The following is a 22,300-nucleotide window of genomic DNA, read 5'->3' as shown; positions in this document are numbered from 1 at the left end:
CCTCCGCCGTCTCCCCCTCAGGAGTCGGAGCCGCCGGCCCCTTCCTCCTCGTGAACGTCGTCGCCGTCGCCGTCGCCGTCACCGTCACCGTCTTCGTCCTCGTCCTCGTCGAAGACGGAGCTCACGTCGAAGCGGCAGATGATCCGCTCCGGATCGGCGTGCTCGAAGGGGGTGTTGAGCCACTCCCCCGGTTCCGGAAGCTCCTCGGACGCGGTGACCCAGAGCGTGGAGTCGCCCTCCTCCAGGCCGAACTCCTTGTGCCGGGAGGCGATCTCGTCCGGTTCGTACTCGCCGAAGAGCACCCCGAGCGCGGCGAGCGGCGAGACCCCGGCCCTGGCGGCGGGGCCGGTGGTGTCCGCCTCGCCGTCGATCTCGGCGACGCGGCGGGCCTGGGCGAGCAGACGTTGCGGTTCCGCCACGGCGTAGTCGCGACGGATCAGCAGGCTGAGGGCATGGGGTTCGTCAGGTCCGGCGTACGGCGGCAGCGCGCCGTCCGCTCCGGGGATCTCGAAGGGAGTGACCTCGTCGTAGCGGTCGTAGAGGATCTCGTCGTACTCCTCGGCCGCCGCGGCAAGGGCGTTGAAGGCTTCGTAGACGGCCGTGTCGTCGTCCCCCGTGCGGCGTTCGACCGCCGCGAGGTGACGGTCCAGTGCGGCTTTGACCGCCTCGGCGGCGGCACGTACCTCGGCAGCGGTGGGCTGCGCAGCATCAGACATGGGACGCACGCTATCCGTAGCGGGCCGGTGCCCGCACAATAGATGCGATGCCGGAATACGAATTTGTCGACGTGTACGTGCCGCGCGGTGTCTCCCGCAAGGAGGCGACGCGGCTGCTGACCGACCATGCCGAGTACGGACACTGGGAGTTGGACCGTCTGAGCCTGCACCGGGACGGGAGCCGCAGAGTGCGGTTGAAGCGGCGGATCATCCGCCAGGTCCGGGCGACCTGGTAGGAGCGACGAGAAGGGGCCCCGCGGTCTGCGGGGCCCCTGTGCGTGGTGCGTCGTACGGGTTCGGTCGTACGGGGTGTGCCTCGACCGCCCGTCGTGCGCCTCGGCAGGCGCGACGGGTCAGGCGGCGCTGCGGGCGCGGCGGTAGATCAGCGAGCCGGCGAGCAGCAGACCGGCGCCGGCGGGGACGATCACGCCGAGCGGACCGGAACCGGTCTCGGCGAGCTCCTCGACGGCACGGGGCGGAGTGACGCTGTGCTCGCCCGGGGTGTTCGGCCCGCCCTCGTCGCCGGGGGTGCCGGGAGTGCCCGGGTTACCGGGGGTGCCGGGCGTACCGGGGGTGCCGGGCGTACCCGGGGTCGTGGGCGTGCCGGGGTTCCCAGGAGTGCCGGGGTTGCCCGGATTCCCAGGGTTACCGGGGTTGCCCGGGTTTCCCGGATTGCCGGGGTTACCAGGATTCCCAGGGTTACCGGGATTGCCCGGATTCCCAGGGTTGCCCGGATTCCCGGGGTTGCCCGGGTTCCCCGGATGCGTCGGCTCGATGCCGCTGCCGCAGCTGTTGCCCGCGGCGGCGTTGCCCAGGCCGATGCCCGTGACGCTGTTGCCGCACACGTTGACCGGGGCGTCGATCGGCACCTGGACGGTGTTGCCCGAGCCGACCCCGGGAGAGTTGCCGGTGTGCCCACCGGCGGAGGAGCCGCCGCCCGGCTTGCCCGGCTTGGAGGTGTTGGCGCACTTGTTGCCCATCGCCGGATTGAGCAGTCCGACGACGTTGACGGTGTTTCCGCAGGCGTTCACCGGTACGTGCACCGGGACCTGGACGGAATTTCCGGACGCGACGCCCGGGGAATTCGTGGCCGCACCGTTCGCACCGGAATCGGCGTGCGCATAACCGCCGCCCACAGCGGCGAAAACGCCTCCGGCTGCCGCAAAGGTGACCAGACCCTTGCGCGTGACCTGTCGCATAGCTTGTTCCCTGCCTGCTCGGCTTCCAAAGAGTGCCACCGGGCGGAACACCCGGGGCGGAAATGGCCACCGGCCCCGGAGTGCATGGCACGCACTCCGGGGCCGGACCGGCTCACACCCTCACGGGGCGAGGCACAACGTCAGGCGTTGACGCAGGTGTTGCCGAAGGCGGGGTTCAGCAGGCCGATCACGGAGACCGTGTTGCCGCACAGGTTCACCGGGACGTGAACCGGCACCTGGACGACGTTGCCCGAGAGGACACCGGGGGAACCGATGGCGGCACCCTGGGCACCCGCGTCGGCAACGGCCATGCCCGCACCCGCGAGAACGAGACCGCCAGTGGCAGCCGCAGCAGCGACGACCTTCTTGATCATTATTCCTCCTAGTTGGCAATGCGGCCCCAGCCGCGGACCGCACCACCTGTAACGAGGGGGAATGGAGGGGGCTACGAGCCCCCGAGTTCATTCACTCTTTCCGGGCACATGCAAACGCGCGGACGAATTTCAGCAGGCGTCGATGAAACGGTCCAGGACGCGGGCGCCGAACTTCAGGCCGTCCACCGGAACCCGCTCGTCCACGCCGTGGAACATGCCAGCGAAGTCGAGCTCCGGCGGCAGCTGCAGCGGGGCGAAGCCGAAGCAGCGGATGCCGAGGTCGTCGAAGGACTTCGCGTCGGTACCGCCGGAGAGCATGTACGGCACGGCGCGGGCGATCGGGTCCTCGGCGCGCAGCGCCAGCTGCATGGCGTCGACCAGGGCGCCGTCGAAGCTGGTCTCCAGGGCCTTGTCGCCGTGCACGTCCTCGCGCTTCACGTTCGGCCCGAGGATCCGGTCGAGGTCGGCGAGGAACTCCTGCTCGTACCCGGGCAGGAAGCGGCCGTCGACGTGCGCGGTGGCCTGGCCGGGGATCACGTTCACCTTGTAGCCGGCGCCGAGCATGGTCGGGGCGGCCGAGTTCCGCAGGGTGGCTCCGACCATCTTGGCGATGCCGCCGAGCTTGGCGAGGGTGCCGTCCATGTCCTCGGGGTCGAGGGGGGTGCCGAGCGCGTCGGAGAGCTCGTCCAGGAAGGAACGGACGGTCTTGGTGACCCGTACCGGCCACTGGTGGCGGCCGAGCCGGCCGACGGCCTCGCAGAGCTCGGTGATGGCGTTGTCGTCGTTGGTCATCGAGCCGTGGCCGGCCGTGCCCTCGACGGTCAGGCGCATCCAGTGCATGCCCTTCTGGGCGGTCTCGACCAGGTAGAGCCGCAGGTTCTCGTTGACGGTGAAGGAGAAGCCGCCGACCTCGCCGATGGCCTCGTTGACCCCGTCGAACAGGTCCCGGTGCTTGTCGACCAGGTGCCGGGCGCCGTAGGTGCCGCCGGCCTCCTCGTCGGCGAGGAAGGCGAGGACGATGTCGCGCGGGGGCTTGCGGCCGCTGCGCAGCCGGTCCCGTACGACCGCGAGGGTCATCGCGTCCATGTCCTTCATGTCGACGGCGCCGCGGCCCCAGACGCAGCCGTCGGCGATCTCCCCGGAGAAGGGGTGGTGGGTCCAGTCCTCGGCGTTGGCCGGGACGACGTCGGTGTGCCCGTGGATGAGCAGGGCGGGCCGCGACGGGTCCTCACCCTCGATGCGGGCGACGGTGGAGGCCCGCCCCTGGTGCGACTCGATGATCTTCGGCTCGAGTCCGACCTCCGCGAGCTTCTCGGCGATGTACTCCGCCGCCGCCCGCTCGCCCGGGCCGGAGTGGTCGCCGTAGTTGCTGGTGTCGATGCGGATGAGGTCGCGACAGAGGTCCACTACCTCGTTCTCGGCGGTGACGCTTCGGCCGGTGTTCGACTCGCTCACGCTGCTTCCTCCCACTACGTGCCCCACGTGATTGCTTCGGTGCTCGTCCCATCCTCCCGCGTGCCCCCCTCCCTACCCAAGGGCGGCCCTCGGCCGACATGCGGCTGTCACACGACGAGGGCGACCGGGGGTGGTGATCGGCCACCCCGAATGTTTGCTATGGTTTTCCTCGTCGGAAGGGCCCAGCGGCACGGAAGACAGACACCTTGTCCGGGTGGCGGAATGGCAGACGCGCTAGCTTGAGGTGCTAGTGCCCTTTATCGGGCGTGGGGGTTCAAGTCCCCCCTCGGACACCACACGAAGTCCCGGTCGATCTCATCGACCGGGACTTTCGGCATGAGTACGTGCAGTCATGAGGCGGAGCCGTGAGACGGAGAGCGAAGGCGCCGGTCGCGCCGTTGCCGCAGCGGGACGGGGTCGATCCCGTGCGGCTGCGGCTGCCGGAGGACCCGGGCGGGGTCTGGGGGACCGTACGGGAGCATCTGCTGGAGCGGTACGGGGCGGCCGTCGGGGTCGGGCGGGTCGAGGAGATGCTCGGCGAGGGCCGGTTCGTCGGGGTCGACGGGCCGGTGGCCGGGGACGATCCGTACACCGTGGGCCGGTACCTCTGGTTCCACCGGGACTTTCCCGTGGAGGAGCCGGTGCCGTTCCCGATCGGGGTGGTGCACCGGGACGAACGGATCGTCGTCGCGGACAAGCCGCACTTCCTCGCCACGATGCCCCGGGGGCGTCATGTCACGGAGACGGCGCTCGCGCGGCTCCGGCGGGAGCTGGGGCTTCCGCACCTCCAGCCCGCGCACCGGCTGGACCGGCTGACGGCGGGGCTGGTGCTCTGCGTCGTACGGCCGGAGGACCGGGGGGCGTACCAGACGCTGTTCCGGGACCGCCTGGTCGGCAAGGAGTACGAGGCGGTGGCACCGTACGACTCCGGGGTGGAGCTGCCGGTGACGGTGCGGAGCCGGATCGAGAAGGAGCGCGGGGTGATGGCCGCCCGGGAGGTGCCGGGCGAGCCGAACAGCGAGAGCCGGATCTCGCTCGTGGAGCGGCGGGGCGGGCTCGGGCGGTACCGGCTGGTGCCGGAGACCGGGCGGACGCATCAGCTGCGGGTGCACATGAACGCGCTGGGGCTGCCGATCCTGCACGATCCGATCTATCCGGTGGTCCGTGAGGACGGGTCGGAGGACTTCGGGCGTCCGCTGCAACTGCTGGCGCGGACGCTGGAGTTCACCGACCCGTTCACGGGTGCGGAGAGGCGTTTCGAGAGCCGGCTGGCTCTCAGTGGCCTCGGTTGATCCACTCCTGGAGGTGCGGGGCCTCGGCGCCGATCGTGGTGCTGTCGCCGTGGCCGGTGCGTACCACCGTCTCCGGCGGCAGGGTGAGGAGCTTCTCGCGGATCGAGTCGACGATCGTCGGGAAGTCCGAGAAGGACCGGCCGGTGGCGCCGGGGCCGCCCTGGAAGAGGGTGTCCCCGGTGAAGACCGTGCCCAGGTCCGCGGAGTACAGGCAGACGCCGCCGGGGGCGTGGCCCGGGGTGTGGAGGACCGTGAGGTCCGTGCCGGCGATGGTGAGGACCTGACCGTCGGCGAGTTCGCCGTCGGGGCTGTGGTCGGGGTGGGTCTGCTTCCACAGCGGCTGGTCGGCGGAGTGGAGCAGGATGCGGGCGCCGGTGGCGGCCGCGAGCGCCGGGGCCGCGTCGATGTGGTCGTTGTGGGCGTGGGTGCAGACGATGGCGCGCAGGGCGCGGCCGTCGAGGGCGGCGAGGATGGCGTCGGCGTCGTGGGCGGCGTCGATGACGATCGCCTCCGTGTCGTCGCCGACGATCCAGACGTTGTTGTCGACGTCCCAGGTGCCGCCGTCGAGGCTGAAGGTGCCGGAGGTGACGACGTGGTCGATGCGGGCGGCCATCAGAACACCACCACCGAGCGGAGGACGTCGCCCTCGTGCATGCGGGCGAAGGCCTTCTCGACCTCGCCGAGGCCGATGGTCTCGGTGACGAAGGCGGCGAGGTCGATGCGGCCCTGCTGGTGCAGGTCGACGAGCATCGGGAAGTCGCGGGAGGGCAGGCAGTCGCCGTACCAGGAGGACTTGAGCGCGCCGCCGCGGCCGAAGACGTCGAGGAGCGGGAGTTCGAGCTTCATCTCGGGGGTGGGGACGCCGACGAGGACGACGGTGCCGGCGAGGTCGCGGGCGTAGAAGGCCTGCTGGTAGGTCTCGGGGCGGCCGACGGCCTCGATGACGACGTCGGCGCCGAAGCCGTCGGTGAGTTCGCGGATCGCCTCGACGGGGTCGGTGGAGCGGGAGTTGACGGTGTGGGTCGCGCCCATCGCCTTCGCCGTCTCCAGCTTCCGGTCGTCGATGTCCACGGCGATGATCTTCGCGGCTCCGGCGAGGCGGGAGCCGACGATCGCGGCGTCGCCGACGCCGCCGCAGCCGATGACGGCGACGGTGTCGCCGCGGCCGACTTCTCCGGTGTTGATGGCGGCGCCGATGCCGGCCATCACGCCGCAGCCGAGGAGGCCCGCGACCTCGGGGGCGACGGCGGGGTCGACCTTGGTGCACTGGCCGGCGGCGACCAGGGTCTTCTCGGCGAAGGCGCCGATGCCGAGGGCCGGGGAGAGCTCCGTGCCGTCGAGCAGGGTCATCTTCTGCTTGGCGTTGTGGGTGTCGAAGCAGTACCAGGGGCGGCCGCGCCGGCAGGCGCGGCACTGGCCGCACACCGCGCGCCAGTTGAGGATCACGTAGTCGCCGGGCTCGACGTCGGTCACGCCCTCGCCGACCGACTCGACGACTCCGGCGGCCTCGTGGCCGAGGAGGAAGGGGAACTCGTCGTTGATCGCGCCCTGCTTGTAGTGGAGATCGGTGTGGCAGACGCCGCAGGCCTGGATCTTCACGACGGCCTCACCGGGGCCGGGGTCGGGGATCACGATCGTCTCGACGCGTACGGGTTCGTTCCTGCCGGGGGCGATGACCCCCTGGACGTGCTGCGGCATCGCGAACTTCCCTTCCTCCGACCGGATCTTGTAAGGCTCTTGCGTACCACTATCTCCTGACAAAAGGCGAGTCCCCCGCAGGCCGTGCCTGCGGGGGACTCGCCGTTCCCGTGGGGGGAGGTCAGTCGCGGTGCGCCGCGGCGGTCGTACGGACCCGCTTGCGGACGAGGAACCAGCCGCCGACGAGGGCCGCCGCGATGAGCGGCAGGCAGTTGACGGTGGTGCGGCTGATGCCGCCGTCCATCCACATGAGGACGAGGACGGAGCCGAGGAAGACCAGGGTCACGATCTGGGTGTACGGGGCCCAGGGGAGGTTGTAGCCGGGGCGGGTCAGCTTGCCCTGCTGGGCGTTGCGCCAGAAGAGGAGCGAGCAGACCATGATCATGGCCCAGGTGCCGATGATGCCGATGGAGGCGAAGTTGAGGACGAGCTCGAAGGCCTCGCCGGGCATCACGTAGTTGAGCGCGACACCCATGACGCCGAAGGCGGCGGTGAGCAGGATGCCGCCGTAGGGGACGCCGCCCTTGTTCATGACGCCGGTGAACTTGGGGGCGGAGCCGGAGAGCGACATGGAGCGCAGGATGCGGCCGGTGGAGTAGAGGCCCGAGTTGAGGCTGGAGAGCGCGGCCGTCAGGACGACGAGGTTCATCACGCCGGCGGCACCGGGGATGCCCAGCTTGTCGAAGACGGTGACGAAGGGGCTCTGGTCGCCGGAGTACGCGGTGTACGGGAGGATCAGGGCGAGCAGGACGACAGAGCCGACGTAGAAGAGGCCGACGCGCCACATGATCGAGTTGATCGCCTTCGGCATGATCTTCTCGGGGTTCTCGGTCTCGCCGGCGGCGACGCCGCAGAGCTCGACGGAGGCGTAGGCGAAGACGACGCCCTGGATGAGCAGCAGCATCGGCATCATGCCGTTGGGGAAGATGCCGCCGTTGTCGGTGATGTTGGCGAGGCCCGGGGTGCTGCCGCCGACGTCGTGCGAGGTCACGACGAGGAAGATGCCGATCAGCATGAAGGCGACGAGGGCGCCGACCTTGATGATCGCGAACCAGAACTCCATCTCGCCGAAGTACTTCACGGAGATGAGGTTGGCGGCGAGGACGACCGCGAGGGCGATCAGGGCGAGAATCCACTGCGGGACGTCGCTGAACATCGACCAGAAGTGGGCGTACGTGGCGGCCGCGGTGATGTCGGCGACGGCGGTGGTCGACCAGTTGAGGAAGTACAGCCAGCCGGCCGTGTAGGCGCCCTTCTCACCCATGAACTCACGGGCGTAGGAGACGAAGGCGCCGGACGAGGGGCGGTAGAGCACCAGCTCGCCGAGGGCCCGCACCACGAAGAAGGCGAAGACGCCGCAGACCGCGTACGCGATGAAGAGGGAGGGGCCCGCCTGGGACATCCGGCCACCGGCGCCCAGGAAGAGGCCGGTGCCGATCGCGCCACCGATGGCGATCATGTTGATGTGGCGGGACTTGAGGTCCTTGCGGTATCCGGCGTCGCCGGCGTCGACGTGGGGGGCGGCCGGGTTCGCCTTGGCGGCGGACAGCGGGTCGGCCGCGATGACGCGGTCACTCATGGAGTTGTTCGCCTTCGTGAGGGGGCTGTGCGGTACCCGGCCGTGCCTGGTGGGGGGGGTCACCCCGGCACGGCCAGCGCACATCCTCACGGCAAGGGACGGGAACTGACTGTGGCGCATGTCACTGAACGCCCATATTTGAGCTAGTTCAGAGCTTTACCGGCGCTTTACGGAGTGGTTTGCGGGTGTTCCCCCGCGCGCTCCACCTCGTGCCCCACGGCGCGCCTCACGGAGCGAGGACGTCCAGCTCCTGAAGGGCGCCGACCGCGATCTGGCGGGTCAGCTCCTCGGCACGGGCCGCGTCCCGCTCCCGCACGGCCTCGGCGACCTGGACGTGGAGCGTGACGGCGGCCGGGTCGGGGTCCTCGAACATCACGTGGTGGTGGGTACGGCCGGTGAGGACCTCCGCGACGACGTCGCCGAGGCGGGCGAACATCTCGTTCCCGGAGGCGTTGAGCACGATCCGGTGGAAGGCGACGTCGTGGACGAGGTACTCCTCAAGACGCCGGCCGCGCGAGGTGGCGACCATGCCGAGGGCCTGCTCGGTCAGCTCGCGGCACTGTTCGGGGGTGGCGTTCACGGCGGCCAGGCCCGCGGCGACGGGTTCCACGGCCGAGCGGAGCACGGTGAGCGAGCGGAGCTGGCGGGGGCGGTCGGCGCCGGCCAGCCGCCAGCGGATGACCTGGGGGTCGTACACGTTCCAGCTGGCGGTGGGGAGGACGGTCACGCCGACGCGGCGGCGGGACTCGACGAGGTGCATGGACTCCAGGACCCGGACGACCTCGCGGATCACGGTCCGGGAGACGTCGAAGCGCTGGGCGAGCTCGTCGGTGCGCAGCACGGTGCCGGGCGGATACTCCCCCGCGGTGATCGCGAGACCCAGGGTGGCGAGGACGTGCGAGTGAAGCCCCTGGGCCGGTGTCGTCATGGTGGCAAGCCTATGCGCGCTCGCGCGGGTGATCACATCGGGAATTAAAAGTACTACTTTTACGTCACAGTCTCTTGAATACGTCGTACCCAATGGGTTTCATGGGCGCGACGGATCGATGTCGAAGAAGACAGCGAGGCACCACCCATGAGCACCACCCCCCAGCCCAGGACGAGGGCAGTCGTCGTCGTGATGGGCGTCGCCGGGACCGGCAAGACCACGATCGGCCCGCTGGTCGCCGAAGCCCTCGGCCTCCCCTACGCCGAGGGCGACGACTTCCACCCGGCGGCGAACGTGGCCAAGATGTCGGCCGGCGTCCCCCTGGACGACAGCGACCGCGAACCCTGGCTCGACGCCATCGGCACGTGGGCGCACGACCGGGCCGGGCTCGGCGGTGTGGTGAGCAGCTCCGCGCTGAAGCGCAGCTATCGGGACCGGCTGCGCGCCGCGGCCCCCGGTGTGGTCTTCCTCCATCTGACCGGTGACCGGGAGCTCATCGAGCAGCGCATGGGGGCCCGCAAGGGCCACTTCATGCCGACGGCGCTCCTGGACTCCCAGTTCGCCACCCTGCAGCCGCTGCAGGAGGACGAGGCCGGCGTCGCCGTCGACGTCTCCGGCACTCCCGAAGAGATCTCCGACCGGGCCGCCGCCGCGCTGCGCGCCCTCGCCGGCTGATCTCAGTCCCCGTCCCCCGATCCCCCCGCTCGTACGAAGGACTCCACCTTGACCAGTCTCAGCGTCGAGATCCTGGCAGCGGACGCCGCCGAACCGATCACCTCGGCAGGCAACGCCCAGCTCGGCATCGCCGTACTCGCCGGCATCGCCGTCATCGTCGTGCTCATCACCAAGTTCAAGCTGCACGCGTTCCTGGCGCTGACCATCGGGTCGCTCGCGCTCGGCGCGTTCGCCGGTGCGCCGCTCGCGGACACCATCAAGTCCTTCACCACCGGCCTCGGCAACACCGTCGCCGGCGTGGGCGTCCTGATCGCCCTCGGCGCGATCCTGGGCAAGCTGCTCGCCGACTCGGGCGGCGCCGACCAGATCGTCGACACGATCCTGGCGAAGGCCGGCGGCCGGGCCATGCCCTGGGCCATGGTCCTGATCGCCTCGGTGATCGGTCTCCCGCTCTTCTTCGAGGTCGGCATCGTCCTGCTGATCCCGGTCGTCCTCATGGTCGCCAAGCGCGGCAACTACTCCCTGATGCGGATCGGCATCCCGGCCCTCGCCGGACTGTCCGTCATGCACGGCCTCATCCCGCCGCACCCCGGCCCGCTCGTCGCCATCGACGCGGTCGGCGCCAACCTGGGCGTCACCCTCGCCCTCGGTCTCGTCGTCGCCATCCCGACCGTGATCATCGCCGGCCCGGTCTTCTCCCGGTACGCCGCCCGTTGGGTGGACATCCAGGCCCCCGAGAACATGATTCCGGCCCGGCCCTCCGAGGACCTGGAGAAGCGTCCCGGCTTCGGTGCCACCGTCGCGACCGTGATGCTGCCCGTCGTCCTCATGCTGGTGAAGGCGCTCGTCGACATCGTCGTGGACGACCCGGAGAACGGCGTCCAGAAGGTCACCGACGTCATCGGCTCCCCGCTGATCGCGCTGCTCGCCGCCGTCATAGTCGGCATGTTCACCCTGGGCCGGGCGGCCGGTTTCACCAAGGAGCGGCTGTCCTCGACCGTCGAGAAGTCCCTCGCCCCGATCGCGGGCGTCCTGTTGATCGTCGGCGCGGGCGGCGGCTTCAAGCAGACCCTCATCGACATCGGCGTCGGCCAGATGATCCTGGACTTCTCCGAGAACTGGTCCATCCCGGCCCTGCTGCTCGCCTGGCTGATCGCGGTCGCGATCCGGCTGGCGACGGGCTCCGCGACGGTGGCGACGATCTCGGCCGCCGGGCTCGTGGCTCCGCTGGCGGAGGGCATGTCGACGAGTGAGTCGGCGCTGCTCGTCCTCGCGATCGGTGCGGGTTCGCTCTTCTTCAGCCATGTCAACGACGCCGGCTTCTGGCTGGTGAAGGAGTACTTCGGCATGAGCGTCGGCCAGACGATCAAGACCTGGTCGGTGATGGAGACGATCATCTCGGTGGTCGGGATCGGGTTCGTGCTGCTGCTGTCGCTGGTGTTGTAGCCCGGCTCCTCGCGTACGGCTCCGAGGGCCGGTCGTGGCTGACAGACTGTCGGCCATGACCGGCCCTCACGCGCTCAAGCCCTTCCTCCTCGCCTTCCCCGGGCCCCTGCGGGACCAGCTGGTCGCGGCGGTCCTGTCCGGCGAGAAGGTCGCCACGACGGGGCTGCTGGCCGAATGGCAGGTCGAGAACGAGGAGCTGCCGGAGGTCGGCGAACGCTCGGCGCTCATCGACTCCGACGGACGCGAGGTCGCGGTCGTGGAGATCACGGAGGTCGAGGTCCTGCCCCTGGGCGCGGCGGACCTGCGGCTCGCGCTCGACGAGGGCGAGGGCTTCCTGTCGGTCGCGCAGTGGCGCGAGGCGCACGAGCGCTTCTGGCACGGCGAGGAGATGCGGGAGGCCTTGGGCGCCCCCGGGTTCGTGGTGGACGACTCGACGTTGGTGGTCGTGGAGCGGTTCAGGGTGGTGGAGTCGATTCAGGGGGGCAGGTGAGAGGGCGCCGGACCGAGGCCCCCTCCGCTGTCCGGCGCGCCGTCCGCCGTGCGAGGAGTGGTGGCGGCCGGCGGGGTGTTCCTACCGCCGCCGGTCCTGATCACCACGTCCGTCAGCTCACCGCCCTGGCCGCCGCCCTGCCCGCCGCGCGGCCCGAGAAGATGCAGCCGCCGAGGAAGGTGCCTTCGAGGGAGCGGTAGCCGTGGACGCCTCCGCCGCCGAAGCCGGCCGCCTCGCCCGCCGCGTACACGCCCTCCAGGGGTTCGCCGCCTTCGGTGAGGACGCGGGAGTCGAGGTCGGTCTCCAGGCCGCCGAGGGACTTGCGGGTGAGGATGTTGAGGCGGACGGCGATCAGCGGGCCCGCCTTGGGGTCGAGGATGCGGTGCGGGGGCGCCGTGCGGATGAGCTTGTCGCCGAGGTACTTGCGGGCGCCGCGGATCGCCGTGACCTGGAGGTCCTTGGTGAAGGGGTTGGCGATCTCGCGGTCGCGGGCGGTGATCTCGTGGCGCAGGGCGGTCTCGTCGATCAGGTCCTCGCCGGTGATCCGGTTCATGCCGCGGACGAGGGCGGAGAGGTCGTTCTCGACGACGAAGTCGACGCCCTTGTCCATGAACGCCTGGACCGGGCCCGGCACGTCGGCGCGGGCGCGGCCGATCACGTCGCGGACGGACTTGCCGGTGAGGTCGGGGTTCTGTTCGGAGCCGGAGAGGGCGAACTCCTTGCCGATGATCCGCTTGTCGAGGACGAACCAGGTGTGGTCGTGGCCGGTCCGCATGATGTGTTCGAGGGTGCCGAGGGTGTCGAAGCCGGGGAAGAGCGGGACGGGCAGCCGCTTGCCGGTGGCGTCCAGCCAGAGCGAGGACGGGCCGGGGAGGATGCGGATGCCGTGCTTGGCCCAGATGGGGTTCCAGTTCTCGATGCCCTCGGTGTAGTGCCACATCCGGTCTCGGTTGATGTGGTGGGCGCCGGCCTTCTCGGCGATGCCGAGCATCAGCCCGTCGACATGGGCGGGCACTCCGGAGAGCATGCGGGCGGGCGGGGTGCCGAGCCGCTCGGGCCACTGGGCGCGGACGAGCTCGTGGTTGCCGCCGATGCCGCCGGAGGTGACGATCACGGCCTGGGCGCGCAGCTCGAAGGTGCCGGTGGCCTCGCGGCCGCTGGCGGTGCCGCGCTCGGCGGTGGAGGGTTCCAGGATCTCGCCGGTGACGGTGTCGACGGCTCCGGCGGTGCGGCCGAGGGCGGTGACCCGGTGGCGGAAGCGGAGCTGGACGAGGCCGCGGGCGACGCCCTCGCGGACCTTCCGCTCGAAGGGGGCGACGAGGCCGGGGCCCGTACCCCAGGTGATGTGGAAGCGGGGGACGGAGTTGCCGTGGCCGTTGGCGTCGTAGCCGCCGCGCTCGGCCCAGCCGACGACGGGAAAGAACCGCACCCCGCGCGCGTGGAGCCAGGAGCGCTTCTCTCCGGCGGCGAAGTCGACGTACGCCTCGGCCCACTTCTTCGGCCAGTGGTCCTCGGTCCGGTCGAAGCCGGCGGTGCCGTACCAGTCCTGGAGGGCGAGGGCGTGGCTGTCCTTGACGCGCATCCTGCGCTGTTCGGGGGAGTCGACGAGGAAGAGTCCGCCGAAGGACCAGTGGGCCTGGCCGCCGAGGGACTGTTCGGGTTCCTGGTCGAGGAGGATCACGGTGCGGCCGGCGTCGACCAGCTCGGCGGTGGCGACGAGGCCGGCGAGACCGGCCCCGATCACGATCACATCTGCGTCGTAGGACATGGACCGCATCTTGGATACACGGATGTATCGAGTCAACCTTTTCGCCGTGCCGTCCTGGATCCGCACCCCCTCCCACTTTCTAATGTTGGGCATTAATATGGATGCATGGCGAGGACATCGGGGCCCGAGACCCGGGACAGACTGATCCGCGCGGCCGAGGAACTCTTCGCCGCCCAGGGCGTCCACGGCGCACAGCTGCGGGATGTCGTGGCCCGTGCCGGCCAGGCCAATCCCTCCGCCGTGCAGTACCACTTCGGCTCGCGCGCCGGGTTGCTCGACGCGGTCATGGCCGGCCGCCAGGCCCGTACAGAGGACGTCCTCGCCCCGCTGCTCGCGGCCGCGCCCGACGAGCTCCACGCGCTGATCGCGGCCCTCGTCACGGCCGAGGCGAGCGAACTGCGCACCGACCGGGGCCGCCGCTGCCTGCGGATCTCCGCTCAGCTCAGCCATGAGAGCGGTGTGCGCACCCGCACCCCCCATCCCACGCTCGCCGGCACCGGTTACTGGCGCCTGATCGAGCGGATCGCCGACCGGCTGGCCGCCGACGGGCTGCCCGAGCCCCTGCTCCTGGAGCGCCTCGACCTGGCGCTGACCGTGGTGGGTGCGGCGATGGCGGACCGGGCCCGGCAGTACCTCGACGGCACCGAACCCCTCACCGGTGAGGCGCTCTTCCTCGCCGATCTGGTCGAGACGACCACCGCGCTTCTCCGGGCCGCACAGCCCCGGAGCGTCTGAAGAACCCGAAGGGACCTTTCATGAACGACCTCACCGGCAGGACCGTCCTCATCACCGGCGGCGCGCGCGGGCTCGGCGCCGAGGCGGCCCGGCAGGCGGTGGCGGCCGGCGCGAACGTCGTCGTCACCGACGTCCTCGACGAGGAGGGCAGGGCGACCGCCGAGGCGCTCGGCGAGCGGGCGCGCTACTTCCACCACGACGTGACCTCCGAGGAGGAGTGGGCGGCGGCCGTCGCGTACGCCGTGGCGGAGTTCGGCGGGCTGCACGGCCTGGTGAACAACGCGGGCATCTCCACCGGCGCCTTCCTGGAGACGGAGTCCGTCGAGCACTTCCGCAAGGTCCTCGACATCAATCTGACCGGTGTCTTCATCGGCATGAAGGCCGCGATACCGGCGATGAGGGAGGCCGGCGGCGGCTCCATCGTCAACATCTCCTCGGCGGCGGGCCTGATGGGCCTGGCACTGACCGCCGGGTACGGCGCCTCCAAGTGGGGCGTGCGCGGTCTGACGAAGATCGGCGCGGTGGAACTCGGCACGTCGAGGATCCGCGTCAACTCCGTCCACCCGGGCATGACGTACACCCCGATGACGGCCTCCGTCGGCATCGAGCGCGGCGAGGGCAAGTACCCGAACACGCCGATGGGCCGGGTCGGCGAGGCCGACGAGATCGCCGGCGCGGTCGTCTTCCTGCTGTCGGACGCGGCCTCGTACGTGACGGGCGCCGAGCTGGCGGTCGACGGCGGCTGGACCACCGGGCCGACGGTCAAGTACGTCATGGGGCAGTGAGCCCGCTCCCCCGTCGGCCGGTCCTGCTTGGATGGCGGGATGAGTTCCGCTGAAGAGATTCTCGATGTCGTCGACGAGCACGACCGGGTGATCGGGCAGGCCCCGCGCGGTGAGGTGTACGCGCGGGGCCTCATCCACCGCTGCGTCTTCATCCGGGTCCGGGACGCCGAGGGCCGGATCTTCGTCCACCGCAGGACGCCGACCAAACTGGTCTTCCCGTCCCTGTACGACATGTTCGTCGGCGGGGTCGTGGGCGCGGGCGAGTCCTACGACGAGGCCGCCCTGCGCGAGGCCGAGGAGGAGCTCGGGGTGCGGGGGCTGCCCCGGCCCGAGCCCGTCATGACGTTCTTGTACGACTCCGCGGGCGTGGCCGGCAAGTGGTGGTCGGCGGTCTACGAGGTGCGGTGCGAGCTGCCGGTCAACCCGCAGGTGGAGGAGGTCGCCTGGCATGCCTTCCTCACCGAGGAGGAGCTGGCCGCGCGGCTCGGCGACTGGGAGTGGGTGCCGGACGGGCTCGCCGCGTACGAGCTGCTGCGGGCGGACGGGGCCGCGGGCGACGGGGACCGGGCGGGCCGATCACCCGAACGCTAGGGTGCGCATGTGAGCGATTTCGTACAGAGCCTGCGGCTGTGGTTCGCACCGCAGCGGATCCGCGACGAGGGAGAGACCCCCGACTACCGTTTCTCCCTCGCCAACGAGCGGACCTTCCTCGCCTGGATCCGGACCGCGCTCGCCCTGGTCGGCGGGGGCTTCGCCGTCGACCAGTTCCTGCCGGACCTGCGCTGGGGAGTCCGGGTCGGGCTCGCGCTCGCGCTGCTCGCGGCCGGGGTGCTGTGCGCGCTGCGGGCGGTGAACCACTGGGTGCGCTGCGAGCGGGCGATGCGGCGCGGCGAGGACCTGCCGGGATCCCGGTTCCCCGCGGTGCTGAGCCTGGTGGTGGCGGTGGTGGCCGTCGCCATGGTGGTGGTCGTGCTCTTCGGCTGGGCGGGGCGGTGACCGAGGCCGCCTCCGGGATCGACGCGCGTGATCCCGGGCTCCAGCCGGAGCGGACGCGGCTCGCGTGGCGGCGGACGACCCTGTCGTGCACGGTGGTGGCGGTGCTCGCCGTCAAACTGGCCGTGAGCGACGAGATCACCGCCGTCAGGCTCACCGGGCTCGCGCTGTCGGCGCTCGTGTGGATCGGCTTCCTCGCCGTCGCGCACCGCCGGATCCGCTCCCTGAGCCCGGCCAGGCCGCAGCCCCTCTCCCACCGGGGCGCGCTGCTCGCGGCCTTCTGCACGATCGCGCTGGCCGTCTTCGGGGCGGCGATGATCTGGTGACCGGCCCCGGGCGTTGCGGGGCGCGCTTCAGGGGACGGTGACGACGACCTTGCCGTTCAGACCGCCCGCGGCGTTGGCACGCTGGGCGTCCGCCGCCTGTTCCAGCGGGAACGCCCTGGCCACCCGTACGGTGAGAACGCCCTCGTCGACCAGGTCCGCGAGGGCCGCGAGGTCGACCGGATCGGGGCGGACCCAGAAGTAGCGGCCGCCGAGCGCGAGGACCTCGCCGTCGGCGATCGAGGCGAGCCGGCCCTGGGGGGCGAGCAGCCCGGCGGAGATCCGCAGGAACGGTCCCCCGATGGTGTCGAGGACGGCGTCCACGCCCAGCGGGGCGAGGGCCCGGACCTGGTCGGCGAAGGTCGCCTCGTCGTAGCCGACCGGTTCGGCGCCCAGCTCGGCGACGCGTTCGAGGCCGGCGTCCCGGGCGGCACCGATGACCCGGCAGCCCAGGTGGCGGGCGATCTGCACGCCCATGGAGCCGACCCCGCCGGCCGCCGCGTGCACCAGGACGGTGTCGCCGGGGCGGACCGCGAGGGCCTGGTGGAGCACCTGGTAGGCGGTGAGGCCGACGAGCGGCAGCGCGGCAGACTCCTCGAAGCCGACGGAGCGCGGCTTGCGGGCGAGGGTGCGGACGGGGGCGGCGACGTACTCGGCGAAGGTGCCCCGGGAGAGGAAGTCCTCGCGGACGTAGCCCATGACCTCGTCGCCCTCGGCGAACTCGGTGACGGAGACGCCGGGCCGCACGACGACACCGGAGACGTCCCAGCCGGGGATGACGGGGAACACCGCGTCCATCATTCCGTCGAGGTACCCGGCCTGGCACTTCCAGTCGACCGGGTTGACCGCGGCGGCCCGCACCTTGAGCAGCACCGCGTCGGGTCCGATCTTGGGGTCGGGCAGCTCGCCGTACTCCAGGACCTCGGGGCCGCCGTACCGGCTGTAGCTGATCGCCTTCATACCCCGACCCTCGGTGCAGCGGTGTCCGCCCGCAAGCCGGGGAGGTGCGTGCGGGTCAGCGGTCGAACGCCCGTGCAGTCGCCTTTCCCCCGGTCCCTGCCAACTGGCACTCTTCCCCTGTCCAGTTGGGCTCTCACCCGGGGGAATCCCTTGTCTGCCACCGATCCCTATGTCGTCGCGCTCGCGCCGAACGTCCACGCCTTCGTCCAGCCCGACGGCGGCTGGTGCCTGAACAACGCCGGCTTCCTCGGCGACGCGCGCACATCACTGCTCGTCGACACCGCCGCCACCGAGCGCCGGGCCCGGCTGCTGCGGGAGGCGGTCCTCGCGGAGGGCCTCCCGCTGCCGGGGACGATCGTCTCCACCCATCACCACGGCGACCACACCTACGGCAACGGGGTCTTCCTGCCGGAGGCGCGGATCGTCGGCCACGAGAACTGCCGGAGCGAGCAGCTGGCGGCCGGACATCAGCTCCATCTGCTGTGGCCGCAGACCGACTTCGGGAAGGTCGACATCCTGCCGCCGTCCGTGACGTACCGCGAGCGCCTGACCCTGTACGTCGGGGACACCGAGGTACGGGTGATCCACCCGGGGCCCGCGCACACCACCGGCGACTCGATCGTGCACCTTCCGGAGCACGGCGTCGTCTTCACCGGTGACCTGGTCTTCCACGGCGGGACGCCCTTCCTGCCGATGGGTTCGCTGGCCGGGTCGCTGCGGGCGCTCGACCTGCTGCGCTCGCTCGACGCGCCGACGGTGGTGCCGGGGCACGGCCGGGTGACCGACCCGTCGGCGTACGACGCGACCGAGCGGTATCTGCTCTGGGTGCGCGAGCTGGCCGCGGAGGGGTACGCGAAGGGCGCGACGCCGCTGGAGACGGCGCGGCGGGCGGAGCTCGGCGAGTTCGCCGCGTGGCGGGAGAGCGAGCGCCTGGTGGCCAACCTGCACCGGGCGTACGGGGAGCTGGAGGGCCTGCCGGAGGCGTCGCCGCTCGACCCCGTCACGGTCTTCGGCGACATGGCGGCGATGAACGGCGGGGTGCCGGTGGCCTGCCACGCGTAGCCCTTGGGCGGGCGGCGGGGCGGTGGTGGTGCGGACCGCGTGCGGGCGGGCCTCGCACGGCGGGACCTTGCGAGTGCGGGCCTCGTGCGGCGGGGCCCCGCGCGGCTACCAGCGCGGGACCTTCGGCGTGTGCCAGTTCGGGTTCGCCACGCGCATCGCCGCCGCGTCGTCGCGGTCCCGCAGGCTGCCGTCGTCGTCGAGCCAGCGGCGGTGCAGGGCGTCGAGCGCGGCCCGGTCGAGTGCGACGCCGAGGCCGGGCGCGTCGGAGACGGTCAGCCGCCCGTCCCGGAAGACGGGGCGGGTGGTGACGACGTCCTCGGTCTGCCACGGGTAGTGGGTGTCGCAGGCGTGGTGGAGCTCGGGCAGGGTGGCGGCGACCTGGGTCATGGCGGCGAGGCTGATGCCCAGGTGGGTGTTGGAGTGCATGGAGAGCCCGACGCCGTACGTCCGGCAGAGCGCGGCGAGTTCGCGGGTGCGCCCGAGGCCGCCCCAGTAGTGGTGGTCGCAGAGGACGATCCGTACCGCCCCCTTCGCGAAGGCCTCCGGGACCTCCTCGAACGTCGTCACGCACATGTTGGTGGCGAGCGGAACCTCGGTGCCGGCGGCGATCTCGGCCATCGCGTCGATGCCGCCGGCCGGGTCCTCCAGGTACTCCAGCACGTCCTTGAGTTCGCGCGCGACGGCGAGGGAGGTCTCCACGGACCAGGCGCCGTTGGGGTCGAGGCGGAGCGGGCGGCCGGGGAACGCCTCGGCGAGCGCGCGGATCGCCGCGATCTCCTGCTCCGGCGGGAACACCCCGCCCTTGAGCTTGAAGGACCGGAAGCCGTACGCGCGGTCGAAGCGGCGGGCCTGGGCGACGATGCCCGCGGGGTCGAGGGCCGCGCCCCAGTCGTCGACGGGGCCCGCGGCCGGGTGGGTGGCCCAGCGGTAGAAGAGGTAGGCGCTGTACTCGACGGTGTCGCGGACCTTGCCGCCGAGGAGGGCGTGGACGGGCAGGCCGAGCGTTTTGCCGAGGGCGTCCAGGCAGGCGGTCTCGAAGGCGGAGACGACCGAGAGTCGGAGCTTGTCGGCGGTACGGACTCCGCGCAGGCCGCCGGCGTCGACGCCGCTCGCCTCGCCCGAGCCGGTGGTCGGATCGGGCGCCGGCCCGGTGGTCGGATCGGTGGTCGAGCCAGTGGCCGGATCGGCGGCTTCCGCGAGCGCGAAGAGGTCGTTCACGTCCGTGACCGAGCGCCCCCGGAGCGCCTCGGCAAGGGGGCGCGCCAGGTCCAGGTAGACGCCGTCGCCGTACGTCTCCCCCAGGCCGCTCACCCCTCCCCTGGTGATCACCTCGACCACGAGTCGGGGCGTGTACGGCTGGTGAACCCCCTGGACGTTGAGGAGAGGCGGGTCGGAGATGAGGATCGGGGTCAGCCGGACTTCGTCGACGATCAGCTTCGCATCCATATGTGAACCCTATTCATGGATGGGATCGATGACCAGAGGGCGTAGGACCGTTTCACGACTCCCCTCTGGACGACATACCGACTGGTCGGTCATCATGAACGCCGACCGAAGCCGATCCGGAGGTACGCACGTATGAGTTCCGCCCCGCCGCCAGGTCTCGACCCCGAGCAGCTGCGCCGCTTCCTCGACCGCGAGCGCCCCGGCCTGGTGTCCGGCCCCCTCGAAGCCCGGCTGATCGAAGGCGGCCGGTCGAACCTGACGTACGTCGTGACCGACGGCACCGGCCGCTGGGTCGTCCGCAGGCCGCCGCTCGGCCACGTCCTCGCCACCGCCCACGACATGCGGCGTGAGCACCGCGTCATCAGCGCCCTGCACACCACCGACGTGCCCGTGCCGGAGACGCTGCTGCTCTGCGAGGACGACTCCGTGCTCGGAGCGCCCTTCTACGTCATGGAGTTCGTCGACGGGACGCCGTACCGCTCGGCCGGAGAACTCGCCGCGCTCGGCCCCGACCGCACCCGCGCCGCCGTCCTCGGCCTCGTCGACACCCTCGTCGACCTGCACGCCGTGGACCCGGCCGCCGTCGGGCTCGGCGACTTCGGGCGCCCCGAGGGCTTCCTCGACCGGCAGCTGCGCCGCTGGGGCAAGCAGCTCGACGCCTCGCGCGGCCGTGAACTGCCCGGGATCGACGAGCTGCACGCCGCCCTCGGCCGCGCGCTGCCCGAATCGCCGACGCCCACCGTGATCCACGGCGACTACCGGCTCGACAACGTCCTCATCGACGGCGACGACCGCATCAGGGCCGTCCTCGACTGGGAGATGTCCACCCTCGGCGACCCGCTGACCGACCTCGGCCTGCTCGTCATGTACAGCACGCCGCTCGACCTGCCGGGCTCCCCCATCTCCACCACCGCCACGGCCCCCGGTCACCCCACCGCCGCCGAACTGGTCGAGCGCTACGCCGCCCGCTCGGGCCGCGACACCTCCGGCCTCGCCTGGTACACCGCCTTCGCCTGGTTCAAGCTCGCCGTGATCCTGGAGGGCATCCACTACCGCTGGACCCTCGGACAGACGGTCGGCGCGGGCTTCGACCGCATCGGCGAGCTCGTCCCCGTCTTCATCGAGCACGGCCTGACCACCCTTCAGGAGGGCTGAACCACCATGGACTTCGCCTACGACGCACGCACCGAGGAACTCCGCGCGAAGCTCCTCGCCTTCATGGACGAGCACGTCTACCCGGCCGAGCGGACCGCCGAGGAGCAGCGCGCTCTGCTCGCCTCCCCGTGGGACACCCCGGCGGTCGTCGAGGAACTGAAGGCCGAGGCCAAGCGGCAGGGCCTGTGGAACCTCTTCCTCCCGGACGCGGAGTACGGTGCCGGGCTGACCAACCTCCAGTACGCGCCGCTCGCCGAGATCACCGGCCGCAGCCCGCACCTGGCCCCGACCGCCCTCAACTGCGCCGCCCCGGACACCGGGAACATGGAGCTGCTCGCGCAGTTCGGCGACGAGGCGCAGAAGAAGCAGTGGCTGGAGCCGCTCCTCGCGGGCGAGATCCGCTCGGCGTTCGCGATGACCGAGCCCGAGGTCGCCTCCTCCGACGCGACGAACATCGAGACCCGGATCCAGCGGGACGGCGACACGTACGTCGTCACCGGACGCAAGTGGTACATCTCCGGGGCCATGAACCCCGACTGCAAGATCTTCATCGTGATGGGCAAGACCGACCCCGACGGGGCCGACCCGCGCCGCCAGCAGTCGATGATCCTCGTGCCGCGCGACACCCCCGGCGTCGAGGTGCGGCGGGCGATGCAGGTCTACGGGTACGAGGACCACTCCCACGGCGGCCACGCCGAGGTGGTCTTCGACGACGTCCGCGTCCCCGCCGCGCACCTCATCGGCGAGGAGGGCGGCGGCTTCGCCATCGCGCAGGCACGGCTCGGCCCCGGCCGCATCCACCACTGCATGCGGCTCATCGGCATGGCCGAGCGGGCCGTCGAGCTGATGTGCCGCCGCGCGGTCTCCCGTACCGCCTTCGGCAAGACGCTCGCCCAGCAGGGCGTCGTGCAGAACTGGATCGCGGACGCCCGGGTGCAGATCGAGCAGCTGCGGCTCCTCGTCCTCAAGACGGCCTGGCTCATGGACACCGTCGGCAACCGGGGCGCGCACACCGAGATCCAGGCCATCAAGATCGCGACCCCGCGCGCGGTCGTCGACATCATCGACAAGGCCGTGCAGGCGCACGGGGCGGGCGGGGTGTCGCAGGACTTCCCGCTGGCCGAACTGTGGGCGGCGGCGCGGACGCTGAAGCTCGCGGACGGGCCGGACGAGGTGCACCAGCGGTCGCTGGCGCGGCGGGAGCTGAAGAAGTACCTGTAG

The 22,300-nt window shown here is 71.3% G+C and carries 24 protein-coding genes and 1 tRNA gene; 14 read left to right on the top strand and 11 right to left on the bottom strand.

All coding sequences use genetic code 11. From position 1 onward, the window contains the following. Positions 1-17: 17 nt before the first annotated feature. The gene (locus OG259_RS32615) at positions 18-716 is read right to left on the bottom strand and encodes a hypothetical protein (protein WP_328945511.1); all 699 of its coding nucleotides are present in this window, start codon (positions 714-716) and stop codon (positions 18-20) included. A gap of 47 nt (positions 717-763) precedes the next feature. On the opposite strand from OG259_RS32615, the gene OG259_RS32610 reads away from it, so the two are divergent. Continuing rightward, positions 764-952: a DUF5703 family protein gene (locus OG259_RS32610; protein WP_015032473.1), complete on the top strand. Its 189-nt coding sequence runs from the start codon at positions 764-766 to the stop codon at positions 950-952. A gap of 117 nt (positions 953-1,069) precedes the next feature. Here the strand turns inward: OG259_RS32610 and OG259_RS32605 are convergent, their stop codons facing one another. The 3 genes from OG259_RS32605 to OG259_RS32595 all read right to left on the bottom strand — a co-directional run bounded on the left by OG259_RS32605 (position 1,070) and on the right by OG259_RS32595 (position 3,744). Beyond that, positions 1,070-1,915, bottom strand: a complete 846-nt coding sequence (locus OG259_RS32605; RefSeq protein WP_328945510.1) for a chaplin — start codon at positions 1,913-1,915, stop codon at positions 1,070-1,072. A 140-nt stretch (positions 1,916-2,055) separates the two neighbouring features. Next, positions 2,056-2,289 (bottom strand): chaplin ChpH, encoded by a 234-nt coding sequence (gene chpH, locus OG259_RS32600; RefSeq protein ID WP_030218232.1) that lies wholly within the window; start codon positions 2,287-2,289, stop codon positions 2,056-2,058. A gap of 129 nt (positions 2,290-2,418) precedes the next feature. Continuing rightward, positions 2,419-3,744 (bottom strand): M20/M25/M40 family metallo-hydrolase, encoded by a 1,326-nt coding sequence (locus OG259_RS32595; protein ID WP_266890028.1) that lies wholly within the window; start codon positions 3,742-3,744, stop codon positions 2,419-2,421. 208 nt (positions 3,745-3,952) lie between these two features. On the opposite strand from OG259_RS32595, the gene OG259_RS32590 reads away from it, so the two are divergent. Together OG259_RS32590 and OG259_RS32585 are read left to right on the top strand one after the other, a co-directional pair. After that, a tRNA-Leu gene (locus OG259_RS32590) sits at positions 3,953-4,040 on the top strand. A 69-nt stretch (positions 4,041-4,109) separates the two neighbouring features. After that, positions 4,110-5,036, top strand: a complete 927-nt coding sequence (locus OG259_RS32585; RefSeq protein ID WP_328945509.1) for a pseudouridine synthase — start codon at positions 4,110-4,112, stop codon at positions 5,034-5,036. On the opposite strand, the gene OG259_RS32580 is transcribed toward OG259_RS32585, so the two are convergent. The 4 genes from OG259_RS32580 to OG259_RS32565 form a co-directional block, all read right to left on the bottom strand. Continuing rightward, complete coding sequence (locus OG259_RS32580; RefSeq protein ID WP_328945508.1) at positions 5,020-5,649, bottom strand: MBL fold metallo-hydrolase; 630 nt, start codon at positions 5,647-5,649, stop codon at positions 5,020-5,022. The two genes, OG259_RS32585 and OG259_RS32580, sit on opposite strands and share 17 nt — an antisense overlap. Next, the gene (locus tag OG259_RS32575; protein WP_328945507.1) at positions 5,649-6,734 is read right to left on the bottom strand and encodes an S-(hydroxymethyl)mycothiol dehydrogenase; all 1,086 of its coding nucleotides are present in this window, start codon (positions 6,732-6,734) and stop codon (positions 5,649-5,651) included. The genes OG259_RS32580 and OG259_RS32575 overlap by 1 nt, the downstream gene beginning before the upstream one ends. Before the next feature lie 121 nt (positions 6,735-6,855). Continuing rightward, positions 6,856-8,313: an amino acid permease gene (locus OG259_RS32570; protein ID WP_328945506.1), complete on the bottom strand. Its 1,458-nt coding sequence runs from the start codon at positions 8,311-8,313 to the stop codon at positions 6,856-6,858. 226 nt (positions 8,314-8,539) lie between these two features. Beyond that, on the bottom strand, positions 8,540-9,241 hold the full coding sequence (locus OG259_RS32565; protein WP_328945505.1) for a FadR/GntR family transcriptional regulator: 702 nt from the start codon (positions 9,239-9,241) through the stop codon (positions 8,540-8,542). Between the two features lie 147 nt (positions 9,242-9,388). On the opposite strand from OG259_RS32565, the gene OG259_RS32560 reads away from it, so the two are divergent. Genes OG259_RS32560 through OG259_RS32550 form a run of 3 tightly spaced genes read left to right on the top strand, consistent with a single transcriptional unit; the run spans position 9,389 to position 11,852 of the window. Continuing rightward, on the top strand, positions 9,389-9,916 hold the full coding sequence (locus tag OG259_RS32560; RefSeq protein WP_328945504.1) for a gluconokinase: 528 nt from the start codon (positions 9,389-9,391) through the stop codon (positions 9,914-9,916). 48 nt (positions 9,917-9,964) lie between these two features. Continuing rightward, complete coding sequence (locus OG259_RS32555; RefSeq protein ID WP_328945503.1) at positions 9,965-11,362, top strand: GntT/GntP/DsdX family permease; 1,398 nt, start codon at positions 9,965-9,967, stop codon at positions 11,360-11,362. Positions 11,363-11,417: 55 nt separating this feature from the next. Next, complete coding sequence (locus OG259_RS32550; RefSeq protein WP_328945502.1) at positions 11,418-11,852, top strand: ASCH domain-containing protein; 435 nt, start codon at positions 11,418-11,420, stop codon at positions 11,850-11,852. 112 nt (positions 11,853-11,964) lie between these two features. Here the strand turns inward: OG259_RS32550 and OG259_RS32545 are convergent, their stop codons facing one another. Beyond that, the gene (locus OG259_RS32545; RefSeq protein WP_328945501.1) at positions 11,965-13,620 is read right to left on the bottom strand and encodes an FAD-binding dehydrogenase; all 1,656 of its coding nucleotides are present in this window, start codon (positions 13,618-13,620) and stop codon (positions 11,965-11,967) included. Between the two features lie 105 nt (positions 13,621-13,725). Here OG259_RS32545 and OG259_RS32540 point away from each other — a divergent pair, with 105 nt between their 5' ends. The 5 genes from OG259_RS32540 to OG259_RS32520 are packed head-to-tail and all read left to right on the top strand — an operon-like array spanning position 13,726 to position 16,459. Further along, a complete protein-coding gene (locus OG259_RS32540; protein WP_328945500.1) occupies positions 13,726-14,355 on the top strand; it encodes a TetR/AcrR family transcriptional regulator in 630 nt (209 codons plus the stop codon). 20 nt (positions 14,356-14,375) lie between these two features. Continuing rightward, complete coding sequence (locus OG259_RS32535; RefSeq protein ID WP_328945499.1) at positions 14,376-15,140, top strand: glucose 1-dehydrogenase; 765 nt, start codon at positions 14,376-14,378, stop codon at positions 15,138-15,140. Between the two features lie 39 nt (positions 15,141-15,179). After that, entirely contained in the window at positions 15,180-15,731 is a 552-nt protein-coding gene (locus OG259_RS32530) for an NUDIX hydrolase (protein ID WP_328945498.1), read from the top strand. Positions 15,732-15,740: 9 nt separating this feature from the next. Then, positions 15,741-16,136 (top strand): YidH family protein, encoded by a 396-nt coding sequence (locus tag OG259_RS32525; RefSeq protein ID WP_030315896.1) that lies wholly within the window; start codon positions 15,741-15,743, stop codon positions 16,134-16,136. Next, on the top strand, positions 16,133-16,459 hold the full coding sequence (locus tag OG259_RS32520; RefSeq protein WP_328945497.1) for a DUF202 domain-containing protein: 327 nt from the start codon (positions 16,133-16,135) through the stop codon (positions 16,457-16,459). Before OG259_RS32525 ends, OG259_RS32520 begins: the two co-directional genes overlap by 4 nt. A 27-nt stretch (positions 16,460-16,486) precedes the next feature. Here the strand turns inward: OG259_RS32520 and OG259_RS32515 are convergent, their stop codons facing one another. Beyond that, on the bottom strand, positions 16,487-17,416 hold the full coding sequence (locus OG259_RS32515) for an NADP-dependent oxidoreductase (protein WP_328945496.1): 930 nt from the start codon (positions 17,414-17,416) through the stop codon (positions 16,487-16,489). Positions 17,417-17,566: 150 nt separating this feature from the next. Here OG259_RS32515 and OG259_RS32510 point away from each other — a divergent pair, with 150 nt between their 5' ends. After that, positions 17,567-18,478, top strand: coding sequence for an MBL fold metallo-hydrolase (locus tag OG259_RS32510; RefSeq protein WP_328945495.1), 912 nt, complete (start codon positions 17,567-17,569; stop codon positions 18,476-18,478). A 105-nt stretch (positions 18,479-18,583) separates the two neighbouring features. On the opposite strand, the gene OG259_RS32505 is transcribed toward OG259_RS32510, so the two are convergent. Next, positions 18,584-19,924: a glucarate dehydratase family protein gene (locus tag OG259_RS32505; RefSeq protein ID WP_328945494.1), complete on the bottom strand. Its 1,341-nt coding sequence runs from the start codon at positions 19,922-19,924 to the stop codon at positions 18,584-18,586. A 132-nt stretch (positions 19,925-20,056) separates the two neighbouring features. Between OG259_RS32505 and OG259_RS32500 the strand changes: the two genes are divergently transcribed. Both OG259_RS32500 and OG259_RS32495 read left to right on the top strand, forming a co-directional pair. Beyond that, positions 20,057-21,079 carry a phosphotransferase gene (locus OG259_RS32500; RefSeq protein ID WP_328945493.1) on the top strand — a complete coding sequence of 341 codons (1,023 nt, stop codon included), beginning with the start codon at positions 20,057-20,059 and terminating at the stop codon, positions 21,077-21,079. A 6-nt stretch (positions 21,080-21,085) separates the two neighbouring features. After that, positions 21,086-22,300 (top strand): acyl-CoA dehydrogenase family protein, encoded by a 1,215-nt coding sequence (locus OG259_RS32495; RefSeq protein ID WP_328945492.1) that lies wholly within the window; start codon positions 21,086-21,088, stop codon positions 22,298-22,300.

The organism is Streptomyces sp. NBC_00250, assembly GCF_036192275.1.
GTDB lineage: Bacteria > Actinomycetota > Actinomycetes > Streptomycetales > Streptomycetaceae > Streptomyces.
The sequence above is the reverse complement of the archived record's forward strand: the minus strand, read 5'-3'. Positions and strand labels throughout refer to the sequence as shown.

Coding starts and splice junctions, on each gene's coding strand:
- OG259_RS32615 (WP_328945511.1), bottom strand. CDS start 716: ATGTCTGATGCTGCGCAGCCCACCGCTGCCGAGGTACGTGCCGCCGCC.
- OG259_RS32610 (WP_015032473.1), top strand. CDS start 764: ATGCCGGAATACGAATTTGTCGACGTGTACGTGCCGCGCGGTGTCTCC.
- OG259_RS32605 (WP_328945510.1), bottom strand. CDS start 1,915: ATGCGACAGGTCACGCGCAAGGGTCTGGTCACCTTTGCGGCAGCCGGA.
- chpH (WP_030218232.1), bottom strand. CDS start 2,289: ATGATCAAGAAGGTCGTCGCTGCTGCGGCTGCCACTGGCGGTCTCGTT.
- OG259_RS32580 (WP_328945508.1), bottom strand. CDS start 5,649: ATGGCCGCCCGCATCGACCACGTCGTCACCTCCGGCACCTTCAGCCTC.
- OG259_RS32575 (WP_328945507.1), bottom strand. CDS start 6,734: ATGCCGCAGCACGTCCAGGGGGTCATCGCCCCCGGCAGGAACGAACCC.
- OG259_RS32570 (WP_328945506.1), bottom strand. CDS start 8,313: ATGAGTGACCGCGTCATCGCGGCCGACCCGCTGTCCGCCGCCAAGGCG.
- OG259_RS32565 (WP_328945505.1), bottom strand. CDS start 9,241: ATGACGACACCGGCCCAGGGGCTTCACTCGCACGTCCTCGCCACCCTG.
- OG259_RS32560 (WP_328945504.1), top strand. CDS start 9,389: ATGAGCACCACCCCCCAGCCCAGGACGAGGGCAGTCGTCGTCGTGATG.
- OG259_RS32550 (WP_328945502.1), top strand. CDS start 11,418: ATGACCGGCCCTCACGCGCTCAAGCCCTTCCTCCTCGCCTTCCCCGGG.
- OG259_RS32545 (WP_328945501.1), bottom strand. CDS start 13,620: ATGTCCTACGACGCAGATGTGATCGTGATCGGGGCCGGTCTCGCCGGC.
- OG259_RS32540 (WP_328945500.1), top strand. CDS start 13,726: ATGGCGAGGACATCGGGGCCCGAGACCCGGGACAGACTGATCCGCGCG.
- OG259_RS32535 (WP_328945499.1), top strand. CDS start 14,376: ATGAACGACCTCACCGGCAGGACCGTCCTCATCACCGGCGGCGCGCGC.
- OG259_RS32530 (WP_328945498.1), top strand. CDS start 15,180: ATGAGTTCCGCTGAAGAGATTCTCGATGTCGTCGACGAGCACGACCGG.
- OG259_RS32515 (WP_328945496.1), bottom strand. CDS start 17,416: ATGAAGGCGATCAGCTACAGCCGGTACGGCGGCCCCGAGGTCCTGGAG.
- OG259_RS32505 (WP_328945494.1), bottom strand. CDS start 19,924: ATGGATGCGAAGCTGATCGTCGACGAAGTCCGGCTGACCCCGATCCTC.
- OG259_RS32500 (WP_328945493.1), top strand. CDS start 20,057: ATGAGTTCCGCCCCGCCGCCAGGTCTCGACCCCGAGCAGCTGCGCCGC.
- OG259_RS32495 (WP_328945492.1), top strand. CDS start 21,086: ATGGACTTCGCCTACGACGCACGCACCGAGGAACTCCGCGCGAAGCTC.